An 18,962-nucleotide genomic window follows, 5' to 3' on the forward strand; every position below is an offset into this window, starting at 1 on the left:
AGTGAAAAGGGATTATTACGAAGTTCTTGGTGTATCAAAGAGCGCAACTCCCGAAGAATTAAAAAAAGCTTTTAAAAGACTCGCAATAAAATATCATCCAGATAAAAACCCAGGAAATAAAGAGGCTGAAGACAAGTTTAAAGAAGCAGCTGAAGCCTATGAAGTTTTAAATGATCCACAAAAAAGAACAACTTATGATCAGTTTGGTCATCAAGGTGTTAACTCAAACTTTGGTCATACTGGCTTTAATGACGTAAATATAAATGATATTTTCAATAATATTTTTGGTGGTGATGAAATATTTGGTGATATATTCGGTGACATTTTTGGCTCAAGTAGAAGAAGGCCACCGAGAGGTAGAAATATTCAGATAGCTTTGGAATTAACACTTGAAGAGGCAGTTTTTGGAAAATCAATAGAAATAAAACTTCCTAATAATGGAAAAAAAGTTGAAGTTAACATACCACCAGGGGTAGATATAGGGAACAAAATTAGACTCTCTGGCGAGGGAGAGCAAAGTCAATATGGAGGAGAAAATGGAGATCTCTATATTGTAATAAACCTCAAAAAACATTCTTTTTTTGAGAGAGAAGGAAATAATTTATATTGTGAAGTTCCGTTGAGACTAGATCAGGCGCTAATAGGCGATGATATTGAAATACCAACCCTTACTAAGAAAATATTATTAAAAATTCCACCCGAAACACAAACCGGAAAAGTATTTAAGATCAAAGATAAAGGAGCAGGTTCACTGCATGGCAGAACGCAAGGAGATTTATTTGTAAGAGTTGTAGTTGAAACTCCAACTAATCTTTCTAGCAAAGACAAGAAAGAAATGATAAATATTTTTTCAAATATTAAAGAGAACTATCCAGAGCATAAAAGCTATTTAGATCAGCTAAATAAAAAGTTTGATGATTAATATTTCTTTACTTGGCTCATCTGGAAAAATGGGCAAAGCAATTTTAAATGAATCAAAAAAATTTAAGGATATCTCTGTAATAGATGCTTTGGTTCACAGCAAATCAAAAAACTTAGGAAAAGATTCAGGAAAATTTCATTTCAATAAAAAAAATGGGCTGATATTTAAAAAAGATCTATCTGAAAATACTGACTTAATAATAGATTTTTCTAATTCAAAACAGTTAAACAGTAAAATTAAATTTTTTAAAGAATATAAGAAGCCTGTAATTTTTTGCTCAACAGGAATTGATAAAAAAGGTGAGAAACAACTGCATGCTCTATCAAAATTAATGCCAATTTTTATTGCACCAAATACATCAAAAAATATTTTTGTTCTTGCAACTCTTTTGAGAGACATTTACACATCAAGTGCAGGATACATTTCCATATCGGAGGCTCATCACAAATCAAAAATTGATAGGCCTTCTGGGACAGCGATATTTTTGGCAAATCAAGTTGGAATTCCAAAAAATAAAATTAAGGTTACAAGAAATACATCGAATAAAAGTATTCATAAAATTAAATTTATCTTGAATGGCGAAACAATTGAAATTAAACATACAATTAACGACAGAAAGGTTTTTGCAGAAGGTGCACTTAAAATTGCAAAATGGTTTTACCAAAAGCCTAAAAAACTTTATCATATGCAAACCTTTGTTGAGGAATTAAATGGAAAAAAATAGTTTAACAGTTGAAAAGCTTTTTGAACTTGGTGCACATTTTGGCCATAGAAAAAGATTTTGGAATCCAAATATGGAAGAATTTATCTTTTGTGAAAAAAATAATATTCACATTATCAATCTTTTTAAAACACAGGAAAAGTTACTAGAGTTTTACGATATATTCAAAAATTTGTCTGCTGTGGGAAATAAAATAATGATTGTTGGTACAAAAAGAGCTGCAAATACTTATGTAGAGTCTTTCGGAAAAGAAACAGAAATGCCTTACATATCCCATAGATGGCTCGGTGGAATGCTTACAAATTGGAAAACCATTAGAGTTCCTATCAATAAACTTTTAGAGTATGAGGAAAATAAAGCTTCTGGACAGTTGGAAGGGATGATAAAAAAAGAGGCAGTCCAACTTGAAAAGGAAATGAAGAAGCTTCTTTTAAATTTCGATGGAGTAAAAGATATGAAGGGTCTGCCGGATGCTCTTTTTGTAATTGATGTTGAGAATGAAAAAATAGCGGTTCAAGAGGCCTTAAAAATGGGAATTCCTGTATATGGATTAGTTGACACTAACAGTAATCCAAATAATCTAACAAATTTTATTCCTATAAATGATGATTCTTCGAAAACAATTAAGTTTGTTTTAAATTACTTAGCTCAAGCAGTAAACGAAGGCCAAGAATCAGCTAGAAAGCAAGGACTTGTTCAGAAACTAGAAGGTGAAGGAGGACCAAAGGTATTTTCTTTAAATTCTACAAATCAAAAGGTTTCAGCTAAAGCAGACAGCAGATCTCAACAAGAAGAGAATAATTCAAAACCAACTGTCGTTGGATCGGAGGAGACAGTCAAAAAAGTTTCAAAACCAGCAGCCAAAGCAGCTCCAAAAAAACCAGCAGCCAAAGCAGCTCCTAAAAAACCAGCAGCCAAAGCAGCTCCTAAAAAACCAGCAGCCAAAGCAGCTCCAAAAAAACCAGCAGCTAAAGCTGCTCCAAAAAAACCAGCAGCTAAGAAAAAATAATGATAACTGCTCAACAGGTCAAAGAACTTAGAGATAGAACAGGCATTTCAATGATGGACTGTAAAGATGCTTTAAGTGAGGCGAAGGGTGATATAGATAAAGCAATAGAGATACTCAGAAAAAAAAGTATTATTAAGGCCGAAAAAAAATCTTCCAGAACAACTAATGAGGGAGCTGTAGTTGCCGGAGGCGGCTCAAGTAATTATTTCTTAATAGAAGTAAATACAGAAACTGATTTCGCAGCAAATGATCAAGAATTCAAAAAATTTCTTACAGAACTAAAAGAGTTTTGTGAAAGTAAAATGATAATTGATCTAGAGGATTTACAAAAAAAGTTTAATGATAAAATCTTGGAAATTATTCAAAAAATTGGAGAAAACATAAAAATTTCATATTTTGAAAAAATCACCTCAGATAATGATTCTGTTTACATATATGTTCACTCTGATAATAAGCTTGCTTCTTTAGTACATCTTGAAAAAAATGATGATGAACTTGGAAAAGACATTGCTATGCAAGTTTCAGCGAATGCTCCCCTTGCTATCTATCCTGATGAGATTGATCAACAAATCTTAGATAAAGAAAAAGAAATTGCTTTAGCCACAATAGAAAACGAAAAAAAGCCCGATGAAATTAAAGAAAAAATTGTGATGGGTAAGCTCAAAAAATTTAAAGATGAAAATTCTCTTACCGAGCAGGCTTTTATTAAAAACCCTGACTTCAAAATAAAAGATCTTCCCCGTCTCCGTGATAACAAAATTTTAGGTTTTCTCAGAAAAAAGGTTGGTGAGTGAGCTCCCAAACATATCAAAGGATACTTCTTAAATATAGCGGTGAAGCAGTAGCGGGAGACGAGGATCAAGGAATTGATCCAAAGGTTCTTCATTTTATGTCTAAGGAAATAAAAAGCATTGTTGACAAAGGCGTATGCGTTGGACTGGTGATAGGTGGAGGAAACCTTTTCAGAGGCGAAAAGCTTAATCAGGATGGAATGGATAGAGTTGCTGGAGATCATATGGGGATGTTGGCAACAGTTATGAATGGCATTGCTTTAAGAGACGCATTAGAGAGAGATGGAATAAAAACTAGAGTTATGTCTGCTATTCCTATGCCTGGAATAGTTGAACATTTCGATAGGAGGATAGCAACTCAACTTCTTGAAGCTGGTTTTGTTGTAATTTTTACTGCTGGAACTGGAAATCCTTTTTTCACAACTGATACTGCTGCTTGTCTTAGGGGTATTGAGATTGGAGCTGACTTAATGTTAAAAGCAACAAAAGTTGATGGAGTATATTCTGATGATCCAAATTTAAATAAAGATGCAGAGTTTTACCCATCTTTAACTTTCGATGACGCAATAGATAAAAAATTAAAAGTTATGGATACAACAGCATTAACTTTAGCTAGAGTAAACAATTTAAAAATTAAGGTATTCAACTTTAAGAAAGAAGGCGGTTTACTTGATATAGTAAATGGAAAGAAATTAGGTACATTAATTAGCAATGGATAAATACGAAAACATTTTAAATGACTGTGAGGCACGTATGGCTTCATCCCTAAAGAATTTCAAAGAATCCATACAAAAAATCAGAACTGGAAGGGCTAATCCAAATATGTTGGATGGCATTATGATGGATTACTATGGAGTAGACACACCGTTAAATCAATGCTGTTCAATTACAGTTGAAGATTCAAAAACTCTTTCTTTAACACCATGGGATAAGGGGCTTGTTCAAGAAATTGATAAAGCAATACAAAAGTCTGATCTAGGTATAAATCCAACTGTTGCAGGTGAGGTAATAAGAATTATCATGCCACCGCTTACAGAAGAATCAAGAAAAGATTTAATCAAGAAAGCAAAAGGAGAAGCAGAAAACGGAAGAGTAGCTATAAGAAACATTAGAAGAGATGCAATGACCTCGATGAAGAATTTAGAAAAAGGAGGAGAGTTAACTGAGGATGATATATCTGATTCAGAGAAAGATATTCAAGAAATAACTGAAAAATATATTAATTTAGTCGATCAGTCATTGGAGTCAAAAGAAAAAGATCTCCTTACAATTTAGTTGTGTCAGTAAAAACCGTAGCTATCGTAATGGATGGTAACAGAAGATGGGCTAGGCAGAATAATTTACCATTCTCATTGGGACATCGCAAAGGTGTTGAAACTCTTGTAGAAATAACAAAAGAAGCCAAAAAAAAGAAAGTAAAAAAACTAATTGTTTACGCATTTTCATCAGAAAACTGGTCCAGAGAAAAATTTGAAGTTAACTCACTGATGAACTTAATAAGCTTTGGTACTGAGGTGAAGTTAGATGAAATTATTAAAAATGAGGTTCGTATGGAGTTTATTGGAGACCTTGATTCAATACCGAAAAAAGCAAAAGAAGAGGTTGATAGGTGCGTAAGATCTACAAAAAATTTCTCTGATTTTACTCTTGTGATTGCTCTAAATTATGGAGGTGTATGGGATATTGTAAATGCATTAAAAAAAATATCTGAAAAGGGTGAAACTATTAATGCTAAAAACTTTTTAAAATTTACAGAACTTAAAGGTGAGGAAGTAGAAATTTTTATCAGAACAGGAGGAGAAAAAAGAGTGAGTAACTTTTTGTTACCTAACATTGGATATTCTGAGCTTTTCTTTTCTGATAAATTATGGCCTGATTTCAATGCCGAAGACTTTAATGCTGTTCTTGATGATTTTAAAACACGACAAAGAAGGTTCGGCAAATGAAGAAAATTTCAATTTTTGGTTTTACAGGCAATTTAGGAACTCAAGCCTTAGATATCCTTAAATCTTATAAAAACCAATTTGAATTTGATATTTTTGTTTGTGATAAAAACCTTAATCTTGCAAAAAGTGTTGTAAGGGAATTTAATCCAAAATCTATTTTTTTCTCTTGCAAGGAAGTCAAAAAAGAGTTTAAAAATCTCGAACTAAATGTCGAGGTTCTTGATTGTATTGAAAATGTTGCTGAGAGAATAGAGAACAACCCAAGTGATATTTTCTTATCAGCTATAAGTTCTTATGAGGCTCTTGAACTTACAATTGCGGCAGCAAAATCAGGAAAAAAACTCTTACTAGCAAATAAGGAATCATTAGTTGTTTTAGGTAAATTTATAATGGATAAAGTTTCCTCATCTGGAACAGAATTAATTCCAATTGATTCAGAACATTTTTCACTTTTTTCGTCTCTTAGGAGTCTAAATAAAAATGATATAAAAAAGATCTTCATAACAGCTTCAGGCGGGCCTTTTTTAGGACAAAATCTAGAACAAATAAAAAACAAAAAAGCAGTTGATGCTCTCAAGCACCCAACGTGGAAGATGGGCGACAAAATTACAATTGATTCTGCTACTCTCATAAATAAATGCTTTGAACTTATTGAGGCAAAATTTCTTTTTAATTTAGATCCTGAAAAATTAGACATATTGATTCAGCCCCAAAGCATTATTCATTCATTGATTGAATTAAATGATGGTTCAGTAGAGGCCCAATTATCAAAGCCAAGTATGATTATTCCACTTTCGTATGGACTGCTGGATAGTAGATCAGATGAAGTAAGAAATAAATTTTCTTTAAATATGTTTGAGGACGAAATAAATTTACAATTAAAGTTCTTTCCTGAAGATAGAAAAGAATTATTAAAAATTACTAGGGAGATTATGAATCTTGGAGGCAATAGAGGGCTCATTTTTGCAACACTGAATCAAATAGCTGTAAATAAATTTTTAAAAGATCAAATTAAATTTGGAGAAATTTATGAATTTATTTATAAAAACTATTTTAATTTTGAAAAAAAAGAATTAGATACATTAGAGGATCTCAGGTCCGCTCATAAGGATATACTTGAGAAATTAAATAAATCATGACAACAATTTTTGGGGCAATAATTCTCTTCTTAATACTAGTAACATTCCATGAGTATGGCCATTATTCCGTAGCGCGATTCTTTAAAATTAAAATTTTAAAATTTAGCATAGGCTTTGGTCCTGATATTTTTACCTGGAAAAACAAAGATAATGTTCGCTTTTCACTTTCTTCAATTCCTTTTGGTGGGTATGTTGCATTTCATGACCCTCATGACGTAGAGAATTACAAAAAACTATCAGAATCAGAAAAAAAATATGTTTTGGCAAATCGTCCAGCACTAGAAAAAATGTTAGTTACATTGGCTGGTCCAATATTTAATTTCATACTCTCATTTGTAATTTTTTCGTTTGTTGCACTTTTTATACCTAAACAACCAGATGTATTAACTGCAAAATTTAATAAGATAGACGGCGAACAATATTTTAAAGTTATTTCAGTAAATGAAAGGTCTATTAAAAATGTACAAGATTTTGAAATAAGTCTTCTGAACTTATCTGGTTTTACAGGGAACGTAGTATTTAACGTTTATGACTATTCAAGTGGTTCTTATAAAACTTTTCAAGAGGAGGTCAAGGACTTAGCATTTTCAGAGGAACAGGCTCCATCAGCACATTTTTCAATAGAAGCTTTTAATGATTACTCTCCAATAATAGGATCAATTACACAAGGAAGTATCGCTGAAGAATATGGTTTAAAAGACGGTGATAAAATTAATGCTTTAAATAATATCGAAGTGCTTTCTCTATCACAACTTAACAATCTTTTACAAAATAAAAAGCAAAAATCATTAGAAATAGAAAGAGATGGAGAAATTTTGTTTCTTTCTCTACCAAGTATTGGACAAGAAGAATTCTATGGCATAGCTTTAAGTCCTGAAAGTAATAATTTTATAGATTCTTTAAGATATGGATGGGATCAAACTTTATTTTGGATAGTAAATACCTTTAAGTTTCTTGCAAAAATGATCACTGGCAATTTGGGTGTAGAAAATTTAAGTGGGCCAGTTGGAATTGCTAAAGTTGCTGGTGATTCTTTAAGTTCTGGTTTAATACCTTTTCTGCTTTTAACAGCTATTTTAAGTATTAGTCTTGGGGCATTTAATCTATTACCGCTTCCAATGCTTGACGGTGGTCAATTTTTGTTTATCTTATTTGAGGAAGTGATAGGTACACCAATAAATATGAAACTAAAAGTTGCTCTTTTCAATCTAAGCTATATGTTTATCCTTGCTTTGTTTATATTTGTTGTTTACAACGATTTAATGAGAATATTTTGAATAAACTGAGATTTTTAATTCTTTTCTTATCCAGCTTTTGTTTTGGAGCTCCAATAGTTGTAGAGGATATCAGATTAGTTGGGCTTCAAAGAGTTTCCTTAGGGAGTGTATTAGATACCATCCCTGTAACTATTGGAGATAAAGTTGATGAAACAGATTATAAAAGAGTTATAAAGACACTCTTTGATACCGGTCAATTCGACGACGTACAAATTTCTGTAGAGGGAAAGATTATTTTTATTAAAGTTCAAGAAAGACCAACGATATCGGGTATCGAAATAGAGGGAAATTCTGCTATTAAGACTGAAGATTTATTGGCTGCTCTTGCATCTGAAGGCGTATCTGAAGGTTCGGTTTTAAAGAGAGTTACTCTTGATTTGATAATAAAAGGATTGCAAGCACAGTACTCACAGCAAGGAAGATATGGAGCTTCTGTTGAAGTAAATCAAGTAGAGAGACCTCGAAACCGAGTTGATGTAGATATAGATGTTGATGAAGGTTCGCCTACAACTATAACTTCTATAGAAATAATTGGGAATCAAGAATTTTCAGACAATGATTTAAAAGATATTTTTGAACTTTCAGAGGGAAATATCATATCTGTTTTTACTGGAGACAATAAATACACCAGAGAAAAATTAAGAACAGATTTAGAAAATCTTGAAGCTTATTATAAAGATAGAGGATTCCTTCAATTTAGCATTGATTCATCGCAGGTATCAATAAGTAGCGATTTGGAAGAACTTTACATCACTTTAATTCTCGCTGAAGGTGAACAATATAAAGTTGGCGAAGTAAATATTTCAGGTGAGTTGCCGCTTGAGAGAGAATTTTTTGAAAAATTAATAAATATTCCTGAGGGATCTACATACTCAGAATCAATAATTACAAGCTATGAGGAATTTTTTGCAAACATTCTTGGTAATGAAGGTTATACATTTGCTGAAATAGATGGTGTGCCTACTATAAGCTCAGAAGACAAAATCACAGATATTACCTTTGTATTTAATCCTGGCAGAAAAAATTACACAAGAAGAGTGATATTCCGAGGGAATGATTTTACAACTGACGAGGTTTTAAGAAGAGAAATGAGACAGTTTGAAGGAGCACCTGCTTCAAATCAATTAATTGAGCAATCTAAGCTTTTTTTGGAAAGAACTGGTTATTTTAAAACTGTTAGCGTTGAGACAGTTCCAGTTCCCGGGGAAGAAGACAAAGTTGATGTGGTATTTGATGTTGAAGAGCAACAATACGGAAATATTATAGGTGGTTTTAGTTACTCTCAGTTTGGCTTTTCATTTAATTTCAATATTCAGCAAAATAACTTTTTGGGGAGTGGAAATACTGTGGGTATTGGACTACAGACCAGTGATTACTCCAATAATATCTTTCTTCAATATGAGAATCCTTACTATACAGTTGATGGCGTAAGTAGAGGATACTCGCTAAATTATCGTGAATTTGACTATGGATCATTTGGTCTATCAGAATATAACACTGAGTCATATGGATTAGGATTAAATTTAGGATATCCAATTTCTGATATTCAAAGACTAGGTTTAAATATTTCAGCAGATCATACAGAATTACAAAGCGGATCTTTAACATCTAGAGAAGTTTTAGATTTTGTCGAAACAGAAGGGACTGTTTTTGATACTTTGAAATTGCAGGGTTACTGGACAAGGGTAACTCTTAATAGGGGAATATTTCCTACCAAAGGTTCTTCAAACTCTATATCTTTTCAAACTACTGTTCCTGGTTCAACTTTAAACTATTATCGTGTTGATTATAGAAATGAGTTCTACCAACCTCTAGGGGGAGATTTTGTCTTTAAAATCACATCAAGGCTTGGCTATACAGGTATTTATGGTGATACTGAGATTCCTCCTTACTTTGAAAATTTCTATGCAGGTGGTCCATACTCAATTAAAGGCTACGAAACAAATAGTCTTGGTCCAAGAATAACTCAGGTGCCATGTTATGAATACGTATCAGCGGAGGATTATTGTCCGCCACTAATTGATAATGATTTTGATGGAGAGCCAGATACGCCATACTACAATCAGTACAGCACATATAACATAAATAGACCAATTGGAGGTAATGTACTTACTGAGACAAGTCTCAATCTTATTTTTAAAGTCCCATTTGTTGAAGATCAGTCTCAATTTCGTTCTGCATTTTTTATTGATTTAGGAAATGTTTTTTCAACATATTGTTACCCTTATCAAAATCAGTGTTTTGAACCTAGTGTTGAAGAGTTAAGAGGTTCTTATGGATTAGGAGGAAGTGCAATAACTCCATTTGGTCCGGTAAGTGTATATTTTGCTGTTCCATTCAACAATGATCCTTTTGACAGGACAAAAAGATTTGAATTCACTGTAGGAAATAAGTTCTAAAATTCCTCGATTATTCAAAAAAAGTCATATAAAATAGCGAACTTATATGAACAAACTATTAATTGCATTTATCTTAACCTTATCACTTGGAGCTTATGCCGAGGGCACATTCGTTTTAAATGCTGAAGGTGCAATGCTCAATACACAATACGCTAAAGACGCATTCAAAGAATTGGAAGAAGACTCAGATTTTGTTGCGGACAAAGAGAGATTAGAGCTACTTCAATCTGAGGGCCAAGATTTAGTTGAAAAGTTTCAGAAAGACAATGAAACACTGTCTGATGAACAAAAACTTGATATGCAAAAGAAAATTCAAGATAAGCAAAATGAGATTCAATTTTTAGCAAATAAATTACAGACAAAACAGCAAGAAGCAGCACAAGCAATAGTTGCTGCTCTAGCACAAGACTTCCAAGCTGTTTTAAGTGAATTAATAAATGCAAAGAAAATAGAATTAGTAGTTACACCTCAATCACTTTTTTATGCTAAACCAGAATTAGATATCACAGATGATGTTACTTCAGGTCTTGATGTCAGGTTAGCTAAAAAATCAGAAGAATAATCTAATTAATGCCCACTCTTACCTTAAGAGATATCGCATCATCAATCGACGGTGAAGCAAAAGGCAATGTTGACTTTACTATTAGCTATCTCTCAGAGGCGCAAAGATGCAATAATGACCAAATCTGTTTTATTAAAGATGAAAGTTTCATCTCTAAACTTTCAGAAGATGCAGGCGCTGTAATACTTTCTCCAGAAATAGCTAAAAAAGTAAAAATTAAAAATCAGATAATCGTTGATGACCCGTATCTTGGTTATGCAAAGGCATCAAAATTATTTTTTGACCTCTCCCAAAGTTATGAAAAAACCAAGCCTGAAATTGGCAAAAATTTTATTAGTGGAGAGAATGTCTCCATTGGTCATAATTGTGAAATTGGAAAGAATGTAAAAATTCATGACAATGTCTCGATATATCCAAATACTAAAATTGGTGATGATGTAGAAATACACTCAGGGAGTGTTATTGGTTCTGATGGTTTTGGTTTTGCAAAAGACAAAAATTTAGATAAATGGATAAAAATTTATCAACTTGGTTCAACTATTATTGGAAATGACGTAGAGATAGGCGCAAATTGCACAATAGATAGAGGAGCTATAGGAAATACTCATCTTGCAAATGGAGTAAAATTAGATAACCAGATTCATATTGCTCATAATGTAATTATTGGCAAAAATACTGCTATTGCTGCACAAACTGCTATAGCTGGGAGCACAAAAATTGGGAATAATTGCCAAATAGCCGGGCACGTTTCTATAGTTGGCCACATTGAAATTTGTGATGATGTTGTTATTTTGGCAAAATCATTTGTAACAAAATCTCTTTTCAAGTCAGCAGTATATAGTGGGGTTTTGAAAGTACAGGAACATACGAAAACACTTAAATTAATTGCGAAGTTGAATAGATGAAAGTAGAAGCTTTTTTACCACATAGAGAACCTTTTTTATTTATTGACGAGGTTATTGAAGTATCTAATGAAAAAATAGTAGCAAAAAGATTTGTTTCGCCTGAAGAGGAATTTTTCAAAGGACATTTTCCAGACTTTCCAATCATGCCAGGAGTTTTAATTCTCGAAGCAATGGCACAAAGTTGTGGATTATTGGGTTCACATATAATGAAGCAAGAAGCTACTAAAGATTCAGTTTATCTACTTTGTGGAGTGGAAAAGGTAAGATTTAGACAAAAAGTGCTACCAAACGATACTTTAAAATTTGAATCGAAGGTTATAAGCTCTAAAAGAGGTATCTGGAAATTTGAATCATCTGCCTTCAAAGAGGATAAATTAGTTTGTTCTGCAGTGATTATTTGTGCCGATAGAAGTTTAAATGAGTAATATCCATCGAACAGCAGTAATAGACAAAAATGCTAAAATTCATGAAAGTGTAAAAGTTGGACCATATTGCGTTATTGGACCCGAAGTATCAATTGGTAAAGATTGCATTTTAAAATCTCATGTTGTTGTAAATGGCCCAACTAAGATTGGTTCTAATAACGAGTTTTTTTCTTTTTCTGTAGTTGGAGAAGATACTCCAGACTTAAAGTATCATGGGGAAAAGACATATTTAGAGATTGGTAATGGAAATACATTCCGAGAATTTTGTAAAGTTCATAGAGGTACTGCAGCTGACTTAGGTTTTACAAAAGTTGGCAACAAAAATCTTATCATGCCTGGGGTAATGATTGCCCATGACTGTGTTTTAGGAGATCACAACATTTTAGTTGATAATTGTGCATTAGCTGGACACGTAAAGATTGGTGATTACGTAACCTTAGGGGGGTATACTTTGATACACCAATTCTGTCAGTTGGGCTCTTATAGCTTTACTGGAATGGGTTCTCAAATAACAATGGATGTTGCTGCTTATACACGTGTTGCAGGCAACCCTTTGAAATTGCTTGGAATCAATACAATTGGTTTAGAGAGAAAATCTTTTTCTAAAAATCAAATTTCTAATATCAAAGACGCATTTAAGATTTTCTTTAAGAGCAAATTAAAATCTGAAGATGCAATTGCTGAATTAGAGAAAAAATTCTCGAAAGATGAAGATGTAAAAATATTCATCACATCCGTAAAAAAATCTTCAAGAGGAATTCATAGATAGTTGAGCATTAAAGTTGGAATTGTTTCTGCAGAACCTTCAGGAGACCTTCTAGGAAGTAGATTAATTGCACAAATAAAAGATAAATTTGGGGACATTGAAGTTATTGGTGTCGGTGATGGAGAACTTTTACAGTATGGCACATCAAATAATAGAAAAATAATCGAAGTCATGGGATTTATTGATCCTTTGAAAAATTTTTTTAACATTAAAAAGTTTCAAAAAAAACTAATTAAACAATTTAAAGACGAACAAATAGATATTTTTATTGGTATAGATGCTCCTGATTTTAATTTTGAAATTCATAAACAATTAAACAGAGAAAATATCTTAACAGTCCACGTAGTATGTCCATCTGTTTGGGCATGGCGTAAAGGTAGAGCAAAAAAATTCAAATTCGTTGACTACATGCTCTGTTTATTTCCTTTTGAGCTTGATTACTGTAAAGAAGTGAATAAAGGAGCACTATGCATTGGACATCCTCTTTTAACCAATAAAAATCTTTACACTGGTGGCAAGGAAGATGATTTGATATGTCTTTTGCCAGGAAGTAGAAAGTCAGAAATAGAACACCATTTACCAGTGATGATAAAAAGCTTTAAGTTATTTTCAGAAAACACAAAATTTAAAGCAATTATTCCTGCATACGACCAAGCAACACTTGAGTTAATTAATGCTTATATAAAAAATGAGGTTAGTATTAGCGCAAAAGTAGTAAAAGCTAGAGAGATAATGAGAGAGGCCTCTCTTGCAATATGTTGTTCTGGAACTGCTACATTAGAATGCATGCTTGCTGAAATTCCAACAACTGTAATTTATAAAACTAATTTAATTAATTATTGGATTTATAAAATTTTGGTGAATGCTAAATTCGTAGCATTACCTAACCTAATAGCGGGAAAACAAGTTATGAAAGAGCTTCTGCAGAATAAAATGACTGTAGAAAACATTGTTGAGGATCTGAAAAATAATTTTAAAAATAAAGATAAAATTTCAACTGAACTTAAAAAGGCTTCGAACTTATTAACAGAACCAAATTTTTCAGGATTTCTTGATCAAATTAATGATTATTGCAGGCGTTGATGAGGTAGGAGTTGGTTGCCTTGCTGGGCCAGTTGTTGCGAGTTGTGTAATTCTTCCTGAGAAAATAAATGAAATATTTAAAGATTCTAAAAGTACTTCAGAATCTTTGAGATCTAAACAATTTCAATTTCTGAGAAGAAATACTTATGCATCTATAGGACTTTGCACTCCTCAAGAAATTGATGAAATAAATATTCTTAATGCTACGCATCTTGCTATGAAAAGGGCAATTAATAATATTCAGATAAAACCGGAAAAAATACTTATTGATGGTAAGTATGTTCCAAGTGGACTATTAAATGCTGAAGCATTTATTGGTGGTGATAAACTCCATCAACAAATAAGCGCGGCTTCAATTTACGCTAAATATTTTAGAGATAATTTGATGGCACAATATGCAAAGATTTTACCTGTGTATTACTTTGAAAAAAACAAAGGATATCCCACCCAAGTGCATAAAGAGGCAATAATTGAATATGGTTTATCAAAGATTCATAGAAAAAGTTTTAAAATGAAATAATGTCTGAATTTGTACATTTACAGGTGAAATCTCATTATAGTTTGAGGTCTGGATTGCCTGCTCCAAAAGATATTGTTGATGCAGCACATAAAAAAGGACTGAAAGCGGTCGCTATGACTGATAAAAACAGTTTTTTTGGCATCATAAAGTTTTATAACTACGCAATATCAAAAGGAATAAAACCAATTTGTGGAGTTGATTTTGACATAGAGTCAAACTTAAAAGGTCTTACTAAAGGGCTATTGTTAGCAAAAAATAAAAAAGGTCTAGAAAAGCTATTTTCATTGAGTACAAAAAGTTACTTGCAGGCAAATAAGGGAATAAAGATAAATGAAAATGAAATACTAGCTTTAAGAGACGACATTATTTTTATTTTACCCTCTGATAATTTCTCAGTTTATAAATCAACTGATATTCATGAAGAAAAAGATGTTGTAGCTACAATTGAGGCGCTAAAAAACACTTTCTCATCTAATCTATATTTGGGTGTAACGAATTATTCTGATGATGTGTACAATGAAAATTCCTCAAATTTAATAAAATTTTGCTCAGAAAAAAATATCCATGCTGTTGCATTAAATGATGTGCATTTCATTAAACAAAGCGATTACTTAAACCATCAAGCAAAAGTAGCCATAAATACAGGAACATATCTTAGAAGTGAAATGGAAAACCCAAGCTGCTCCAAAGAGCAGTACTTTAAGACTTTTGATGAAATGAAATCTAATCATAAGGAGGATTTATTATTAAATACCTTTGAAATTGCAAAGCAATGCAATGTTTTTTTGAGTGAGGAAGAATATTTCCTTCCTTCCTATCAAATAGAGGAAGAAATTTCATTAACCCAACATCTTGAGCAAATATCAAAACAGAGACTAGAGGAATATCTTAAAGAGAATGAAAAACTGAATAAAGATGTTTATAGAGAGAGATTAGCATCTGAATTAAAAATAATTACAGAAAAAGACTATCCAGGATATTTTCTTATAGTTATGGATTTTGTTAAGTGGGCAAAACAAAATTCTATTCCTGTTGGACCTGGAAGAGGATCTGGCGCAGGATCGCTCGTAGCTTTTGTCTTATCAATTACCGAACTTGATCCATTGAAGTATGGGCTTATTTTTGAAAGATTCTTAAATCCGGAGAGAATGTCCTTTCCTGATTTTGATATTGATTTTTGCATTGAAGGTAGAGATAACGTCATTGATTATGTAAAAAACAAATATGGTGAGAAGTCTGTTGCACAAATTGGGACTATTGGAACAATGGCAGCAAAAGGAGTAATAAGAGATGTAACAAGAATTCTTGATAAGCCATATGTTTTTGGAGATAAGTTGGCTAAACTCGTTCCTGATACTCCAGGAATCTCACTTCTTGAAGCTATATATGGAGAGGTTTTTGTTGATAAAAATGGTGATGTTTACATTAAAGGAGTTCTTGACGCAGATTTAAAAGGTCTAAAATCTGATGAAGCAGGCAATGTCTCAAGAGATGGAAAAATTATTGAAGGCTTAAAAAATTCAATACCTAAAAATACTAATTACACTATCCCAACTGAAAGCAACGAATTAAAAAAACTAAGGGAAGAAGATGATGAGGCAGCAGAAATAATCGAACTTTCTCTTGCACTTGAAGGGAAAGCTAGAAGTATAGGGAAGCATGCTGCAGGTGTAGTTATTGCACCAAATGATATTCATGAATTCACACCATTGCACTTTGATGAGGAGACTGATTCCTTAGCAACTCAGCTAGACATGTATGACGTTGAAGAAAGTGGTCTTATTAAATTTGATTTCCTAGGGTTAAGAACTTTGACAGTAATCAATAATGCTGTTAAATCTATTGAAAAAATTGAACCTGATTTCAAATTAAAATCTATTCCTTTTGATGATAAAAAAGTTTTTCAATTACTAAAGTCAGGTAAAACTAAGGGTATCTTCCAACTTGAATCCAGAGGTATGGTTGATGTTGTTAAGAGAATGAAACCAGAAAATTTCTCCGACATTATTGCGCTTGTTGCTCTCTACAGACCAGGACCAATGGAATCAGGAATGTTAGATCAATACATCAAAAGAAAATTAGGTAAATCTGAAGTTACCGTACAGCATCCTGCGTTAAGAAAAATCTTAAATGAGACTTATGGAGTTTTTGTTTATCAAGAACAGGTGATGGAGGCAGCACAAGTTTTAGCTTCATATTCACTTGGTGATGCTGATAATTTAAGAAGAGCTATGGGTAAAAAGAAAGCAGATGTTATGGAACAGGAAAAAGGAACATTTGTTAAAGGTTGCGAGCAAAATAAAATTAATGCACAGAAAGCTGAGGAGATTTTTGAAAACATAGAGACTTTTGCAGGTTATGGATTCAATAAATCACATTCAGCTGCTTATGCTTATCTTGCCTATCAAACTGCATACCTTAAAACACACTTTACAGCTCATTTCTTAGCTTCTGTTCTCACATCAGAGCAAGATAAAACAGATAAACTAGAACCCCATATCAAAGATTGCGAAGTAATGAAAGTTAAAATTATTCCACCAAATATTAATTCATCAAAAGATACTTTTTTAGTAAATAAAGATAATTTCATTGAATATAGCCTTGCAGCACTAAAAAATGTTGGAAGAAAATTTGTTCAGGATTTATGTAAAGAAAGGGACAAGGGAGAATTTAAAAGTATGATGGATCTAGCCTCAAGAGTTGATTTACGTAAAGGTGGAAAAAGAGCATTGGAAAGTATGGCAAAGGCTGGAGTTTTTGATGATTTTTGTGGCAGAAATGAGGCAATAAGTATGATATTAAAAGTTCTTGAAGCATCAGATCAAATTCATTCAAGTAAAGAAACTGGTGCAGTTGATATGTTTGGTGACGTAAATCAAGTTGATATTTCCGGTTATGAAATATATGAATTTACTGAATCAGAGCTTTTAAATAAGGAATTAGAGTGCTTTGGTTACTATTTTAGTCAGCATCCTCTAACAACGATAAGAAATTCTATTTCTTCTAGAACTAAACCCATTAATAAATTACAGGTATCAAGCCAAGAAAAATTTTTGCCAGTTCTTATTCATAAAAAGAGGATTCGTCAGAAAGGTTCTCAAGTCTCAATCTGGCTTGAAGTGTCTGATGAAACAGGTAACTTAGATGTATCAATTCCTAGAGAGCTACATGATAACAAGAAAGAACTTTTTAAAGAAAATTCAATTGTGATGCTCAAAGGGAAGTTCTCGCATGATGATTTTAGGGAAGATGTAAGAATAAGGATGAGGGCCTCAGATATCATGTCAATTGAAGATTCAAGGAATCACTTGACAACAAAGTTATGTTTGGAAATAGACAGAGCAAATATGAAAAAGATAGGAAATGGACAATTCCCAGAGCTTAAAGAATTAGAGTCGGCTGAAGGAGTTGATGTTTTTATAAGAATTAGTGATGAGGAGTTAAATTTATCTTCAGAATTTAAAGTTGACAATTTTAAGATTTCTCTTGAGGATAGTACGTTCGAAAAGCTAAATAAGCTTTTTGGTGAAGAGAAATATAAGCTTTATTAATATGGAACAATATTTAGATTTTGAACAACCAATTTATACCTGTCTTGAGAAAGTAGAAGAACTTAAAAAAGCTGTTCCTGCTCCAAAAAACTTATCTAAGGAGATAAAAAGATTGGAGGCTTTAGCAAAAGAAGAAACAAAGAGAATATACGAGAACCTTACACCTTGGGAAAAAGTATTGGTAGCAAGGCACCCTAATAGACCACATACAGCTGATTATGTTGCTAATGTATTCACAGAATTTGAAGAAATTCATGGTGACCGCAGATCTGAAGACGATAAAGCTATAGTAGCAGGGGTTGGTTTTTTTGATGGACAGCCAGTTGCTGTTATAGGGCATGAAAAAGGAAGGGAAACTGCGGAAAGAGTTGAAAGAAATTTTGGTATGCCACATCCTTCTGGTTTTAGGAAAGCCAATAGAGTAATGAAGCTTGCAGAAAAATTTTCCTTACCTTTAATTACTTTAATTGATACACCTGGTGCTTATCCTGGTGTAAAAGCAGAGTATTCTGGTCAGCATGAGGCTATTGCTTCAAGTCTTGAATTAATGTCAGATTTAAAAACTCCCATAATTAATATCGTAATAGGCGAAGGTGGTTCTGGTGGTGGTTTTGGCATTGGCTTAGCTGACACAATTGGAATGTTAGAATACTCCATTTATTCAGTTGCTTCTCCAGAGGCATGTGCCTCAATCTTGTGGCGGACAGCTGAAAATGCTGAAGAAGCAGCAGATGCATTAAAGCTTGATGCTACAAATTTAAAAAAGTTAGAGATAATTGACACAATTATCAAAGAGCCTACTGGTGGAGCACATAGAAATCATAGCGAAACATACGACAATATTAAAAAGTTTATTAAATCTGAGTTAGAAAGATTCAGCAAAGAATCTATAGATCAATTAACTGAAAATCGATACGAAAAATTCCTAAAAATTGGCACCTAATTA

Annotated in this window: 18 protein-coding genes; all 18 read left to right on the forward strand. The window is 32.6% G+C overall.

Translation table 11 applies throughout. The annotated features are described in order from the left end of the window. Window position 1 precedes the first annotated feature (1 nt). Genes M9B42_01040 through M9B42_01125 form a run of 18 tightly spaced genes read left to right on the forward strand, consistent with a single transcriptional unit; the run spans window position 2 to window position 18,959 of the window. Window positions 2–922, forward strand: a complete 921-nt coding sequence (locus tag M9B42_01040; protein URQ64434.1) for a DnaJ domain-containing protein — start codon at window positions 2–4, stop codon at window positions 920–922. Then, on the forward strand, window positions 915–1,646 hold the full coding sequence (locus M9B42_01045) for a hypothetical protein (protein URQ64435.1): 732 nt from the start codon (window positions 915–917) through the stop codon (window positions 1,644–1,646). Before M9B42_01040 ends, M9B42_01045 begins: the two co-directional genes overlap by 8 nt. Continuing rightward, window positions 1,633–2,652 (forward strand): 30S ribosomal protein S2, encoded by a 1,020-nt coding sequence (gene rpsB / locus M9B42_01050; protein URQ64436.1) that lies wholly within the window; start codon window positions 1,633–1,635, stop codon window positions 2,650–2,652. Before M9B42_01045 ends, rpsB begins: the two co-directional genes overlap by 14 nt. After that, window positions 2,652–3,446: a translation elongation factor Ts gene (gene tsf, locus M9B42_01055; GenBank protein ID URQ64437.1), complete on the forward strand. Its 795-nt coding sequence runs from the start codon at window positions 2,652–2,654 to the stop codon at window positions 3,444–3,446. The genes rpsB and tsf overlap by 1 nt, the downstream gene beginning before the upstream one ends. Continuing rightward, window positions 3,443–4,162 carry a UMP kinase gene (gene pyrH, locus M9B42_01060; protein ID URQ64438.1) on the forward strand — a complete coding sequence of 240 codons (720 nt, stop codon included), beginning with the start codon at window positions 3,443–3,445 and terminating at the stop codon, window positions 4,160–4,162. The genes tsf and pyrH overlap by 4 nt, the downstream gene beginning before the upstream one ends. After that, window positions 4,155–4,718, forward strand: a complete 564-nt coding sequence (gene frr / locus M9B42_01065) for a ribosome recycling factor (protein URQ64439.1) — start codon at window positions 4,155–4,157, stop codon at window positions 4,716–4,718. The genes pyrH and frr overlap by 8 nt, the downstream gene beginning before the upstream one ends. A gap of 2 nt (window positions 4,719–4,720) precedes the next feature. Beyond that, window positions 4,721–5,389 carry a polyprenyl diphosphate synthase gene (uppS, locus tag M9B42_01070; GenBank protein URQ64440.1) on the forward strand — a complete coding sequence of 223 codons (669 nt, stop codon included), beginning with the start codon at window positions 4,721–4,723 and terminating at the stop codon, window positions 5,387–5,389. Beyond that, the gene (locus M9B42_01075; GenBank protein ID URQ64441.1) at window positions 5,386–6,528 is read left to right on the forward strand and encodes a 1-deoxy-D-xylulose-5-phosphate reductoisomerase; all 1,143 of its coding nucleotides are present in this window, start codon (window positions 5,386–5,388) and stop codon (window positions 6,526–6,528) included. Before uppS ends, M9B42_01075 begins: the two co-directional genes overlap by 4 nt. Further along, window positions 6,525–7,805 (forward strand): RIP metalloprotease RseP, encoded by a 1,281-nt coding sequence (rseP, locus tag M9B42_01080; GenBank protein ID URQ64442.1) that lies wholly within the window; start codon window positions 6,525–6,527, stop codon window positions 7,803–7,805. The genes M9B42_01075 and rseP overlap by 4 nt, the downstream gene beginning before the upstream one ends. After that, window positions 7,802–10,204, forward strand: a complete 2,403-nt coding sequence (gene bamA / locus M9B42_01085) for an outer membrane protein assembly factor BamA (protein ID URQ64443.1) — start codon at window positions 7,802–7,804, stop codon at window positions 10,202–10,204. Before rseP ends, bamA begins: the two co-directional genes overlap by 4 nt. A gap of 46 nt (window positions 10,205–10,250) precedes the next feature. Then, window positions 10,251–10,766 carry an OmpH family outer membrane protein gene (locus M9B42_01090; protein ID URQ64444.1) on the forward strand — a complete coding sequence of 172 codons (516 nt, stop codon included), beginning with the start codon at window positions 10,251–10,253 and terminating at the stop codon, window positions 10,764–10,766. A gap of 8 nt (window positions 10,767–10,774) precedes the next feature. Next, a complete protein-coding gene (locus M9B42_01095; protein URQ64445.1) occupies window positions 10,775–11,671 on the forward strand; it encodes a UDP-3-O-(3-hydroxymyristoyl)glucosamine N-acyltransferase in 897 nt (298 codons plus the stop codon). Then, window positions 11,668–12,096, forward strand: coding sequence for a 3-hydroxyacyl-ACP dehydratase FabZ (gene fabZ, locus M9B42_01100; protein URQ64446.1), 429 nt, complete (start codon window positions 11,668–11,670; stop codon window positions 12,094–12,096). The genes M9B42_01095 and fabZ overlap by 4 nt, the downstream gene beginning before the upstream one ends. After that, a complete protein-coding gene (lpxA, locus tag M9B42_01105; protein URQ64447.1) occupies window positions 12,089–12,865 on the forward strand; it encodes an acyl-ACP--UDP-N-acetylglucosamine O-acyltransferase in 777 nt (258 codons plus the stop codon). The genes fabZ and lpxA overlap by 8 nt, the downstream gene beginning before the upstream one ends. Then, window positions 12,866–13,945: a lipid-A-disaccharide synthase gene (gene lpxB / locus M9B42_01110; protein ID URQ64448.1), complete on the forward strand. Its 1,080-nt coding sequence runs from the start codon at window positions 12,866–12,868 to the stop codon at window positions 13,943–13,945. It begins immediately after the preceding gene. Further along, window positions 13,926–14,465 (forward strand): ribonuclease HII, encoded by a 540-nt coding sequence (locus M9B42_01115; GenBank protein ID URQ64449.1) that lies wholly within the window; start codon window positions 13,926–13,928, stop codon window positions 14,463–14,465. Before lpxB ends, M9B42_01115 begins: the two co-directional genes overlap by 20 nt. Next, the gene (gene dnaE / locus M9B42_01120; protein ID URQ64450.1) at window positions 14,465–18,016 is read left to right on the forward strand and encodes a DNA polymerase III subunit alpha; all 3,552 of its coding nucleotides are present in this window, start codon (window positions 14,465–14,467) and stop codon (window positions 18,014–18,016) included. The genes M9B42_01115 and dnaE overlap by 1 nt, the downstream gene beginning before the upstream one ends. A gap of 1 nt (window position 18,017) precedes the next feature. Beyond that, entirely contained in the window at window positions 18,018–18,959 is a 942-nt protein-coding gene (locus tag M9B42_01125; protein URQ64451.1) for an acetyl-CoA carboxylase carboxyltransferase subunit alpha, read from the forward strand. The last annotated feature ends 3 nt before the right edge of the window (window positions 18,960–18,962 follow it).

This window comes from SAR86 cluster bacterium, from assembly GCA_023703535.1.
Lineage (GTDB): Bacteria > Pseudomonadota > Gammaproteobacteria > Magnimaribacterales > TMED112 > TMED112.

Bases quoted from the DNA above. Each gene is read 5' to 3' on its own strand.
- M9B42_01095 (URQ64445.1), top strand. From the start codon at position 10,775: ATGCCCACTCTTACCTTAAGAGATATCGCATCATCAATCGACGGTGAA.
- tsf (URQ64437.1), top strand. From the start codon at position 2,652: ATGATAACTGCTCAACAGGTCAAAGAACTTAGAGATAGAACAGGCATT.
- M9B42_01075 (URQ64441.1), top strand. From the start codon at position 5,386: ATGAAGAAAATTTCAATTTTTGGTTTTACAGGCAATTTAGGAACTCAA.
- fabZ (URQ64446.1), top strand. From the start codon at position 11,668: ATGAAAGTAGAAGCTTTTTTACCACATAGAGAACCTTTTTTATTTATT.
- M9B42_01125 (URQ64451.1), top strand. From the start codon at position 18,018: ATGGAACAATATTTAGATTTTGAACAACCAATTTATACCTGTCTTGAG.
- M9B42_01115 (URQ64449.1), top strand. From the start codon at position 13,926: ATGATTATTGCAGGCGTTGATGAGGTAGGAGTTGGTTGCCTTGCTGGG.
- lpxA (URQ64447.1), top strand. From the start codon at position 12,089: ATGAGTAATATCCATCGAACAGCAGTAATAGACAAAAATGCTAAAATT.
- frr (URQ64439.1), top strand. From the start codon at position 4,155: ATGGATAAATACGAAAACATTTTAAATGACTGTGAGGCACGTATGGCT.
- rpsB (URQ64436.1), top strand. From the start codon at position 1,633: ATGGAAAAAAATAGTTTAACAGTTGAAAAGCTTTTTGAACTTGGTGCA.
- M9B42_01045 (URQ64435.1), top strand. From the start codon at position 915: ATGATTAATATTTCTTTACTTGGCTCATCTGGAAAAATGGGCAAAGCA.
- M9B42_01090 (URQ64444.1), top strand. From the start codon at position 10,251: ATGAACAAACTATTAATTGCATTTATCTTAACCTTATCACTTGGAGCT.
- rseP (URQ64442.1), top strand. From the start codon at position 6,525: ATGACAACAATTTTTGGGGCAATAATTCTCTTCTTAATACTAGTAACA.
- dnaE (URQ64450.1), top strand. From the start codon at position 14,465: ATGTCTGAATTTGTACATTTACAGGTGAAATCTCATTATAGTTTGAGG.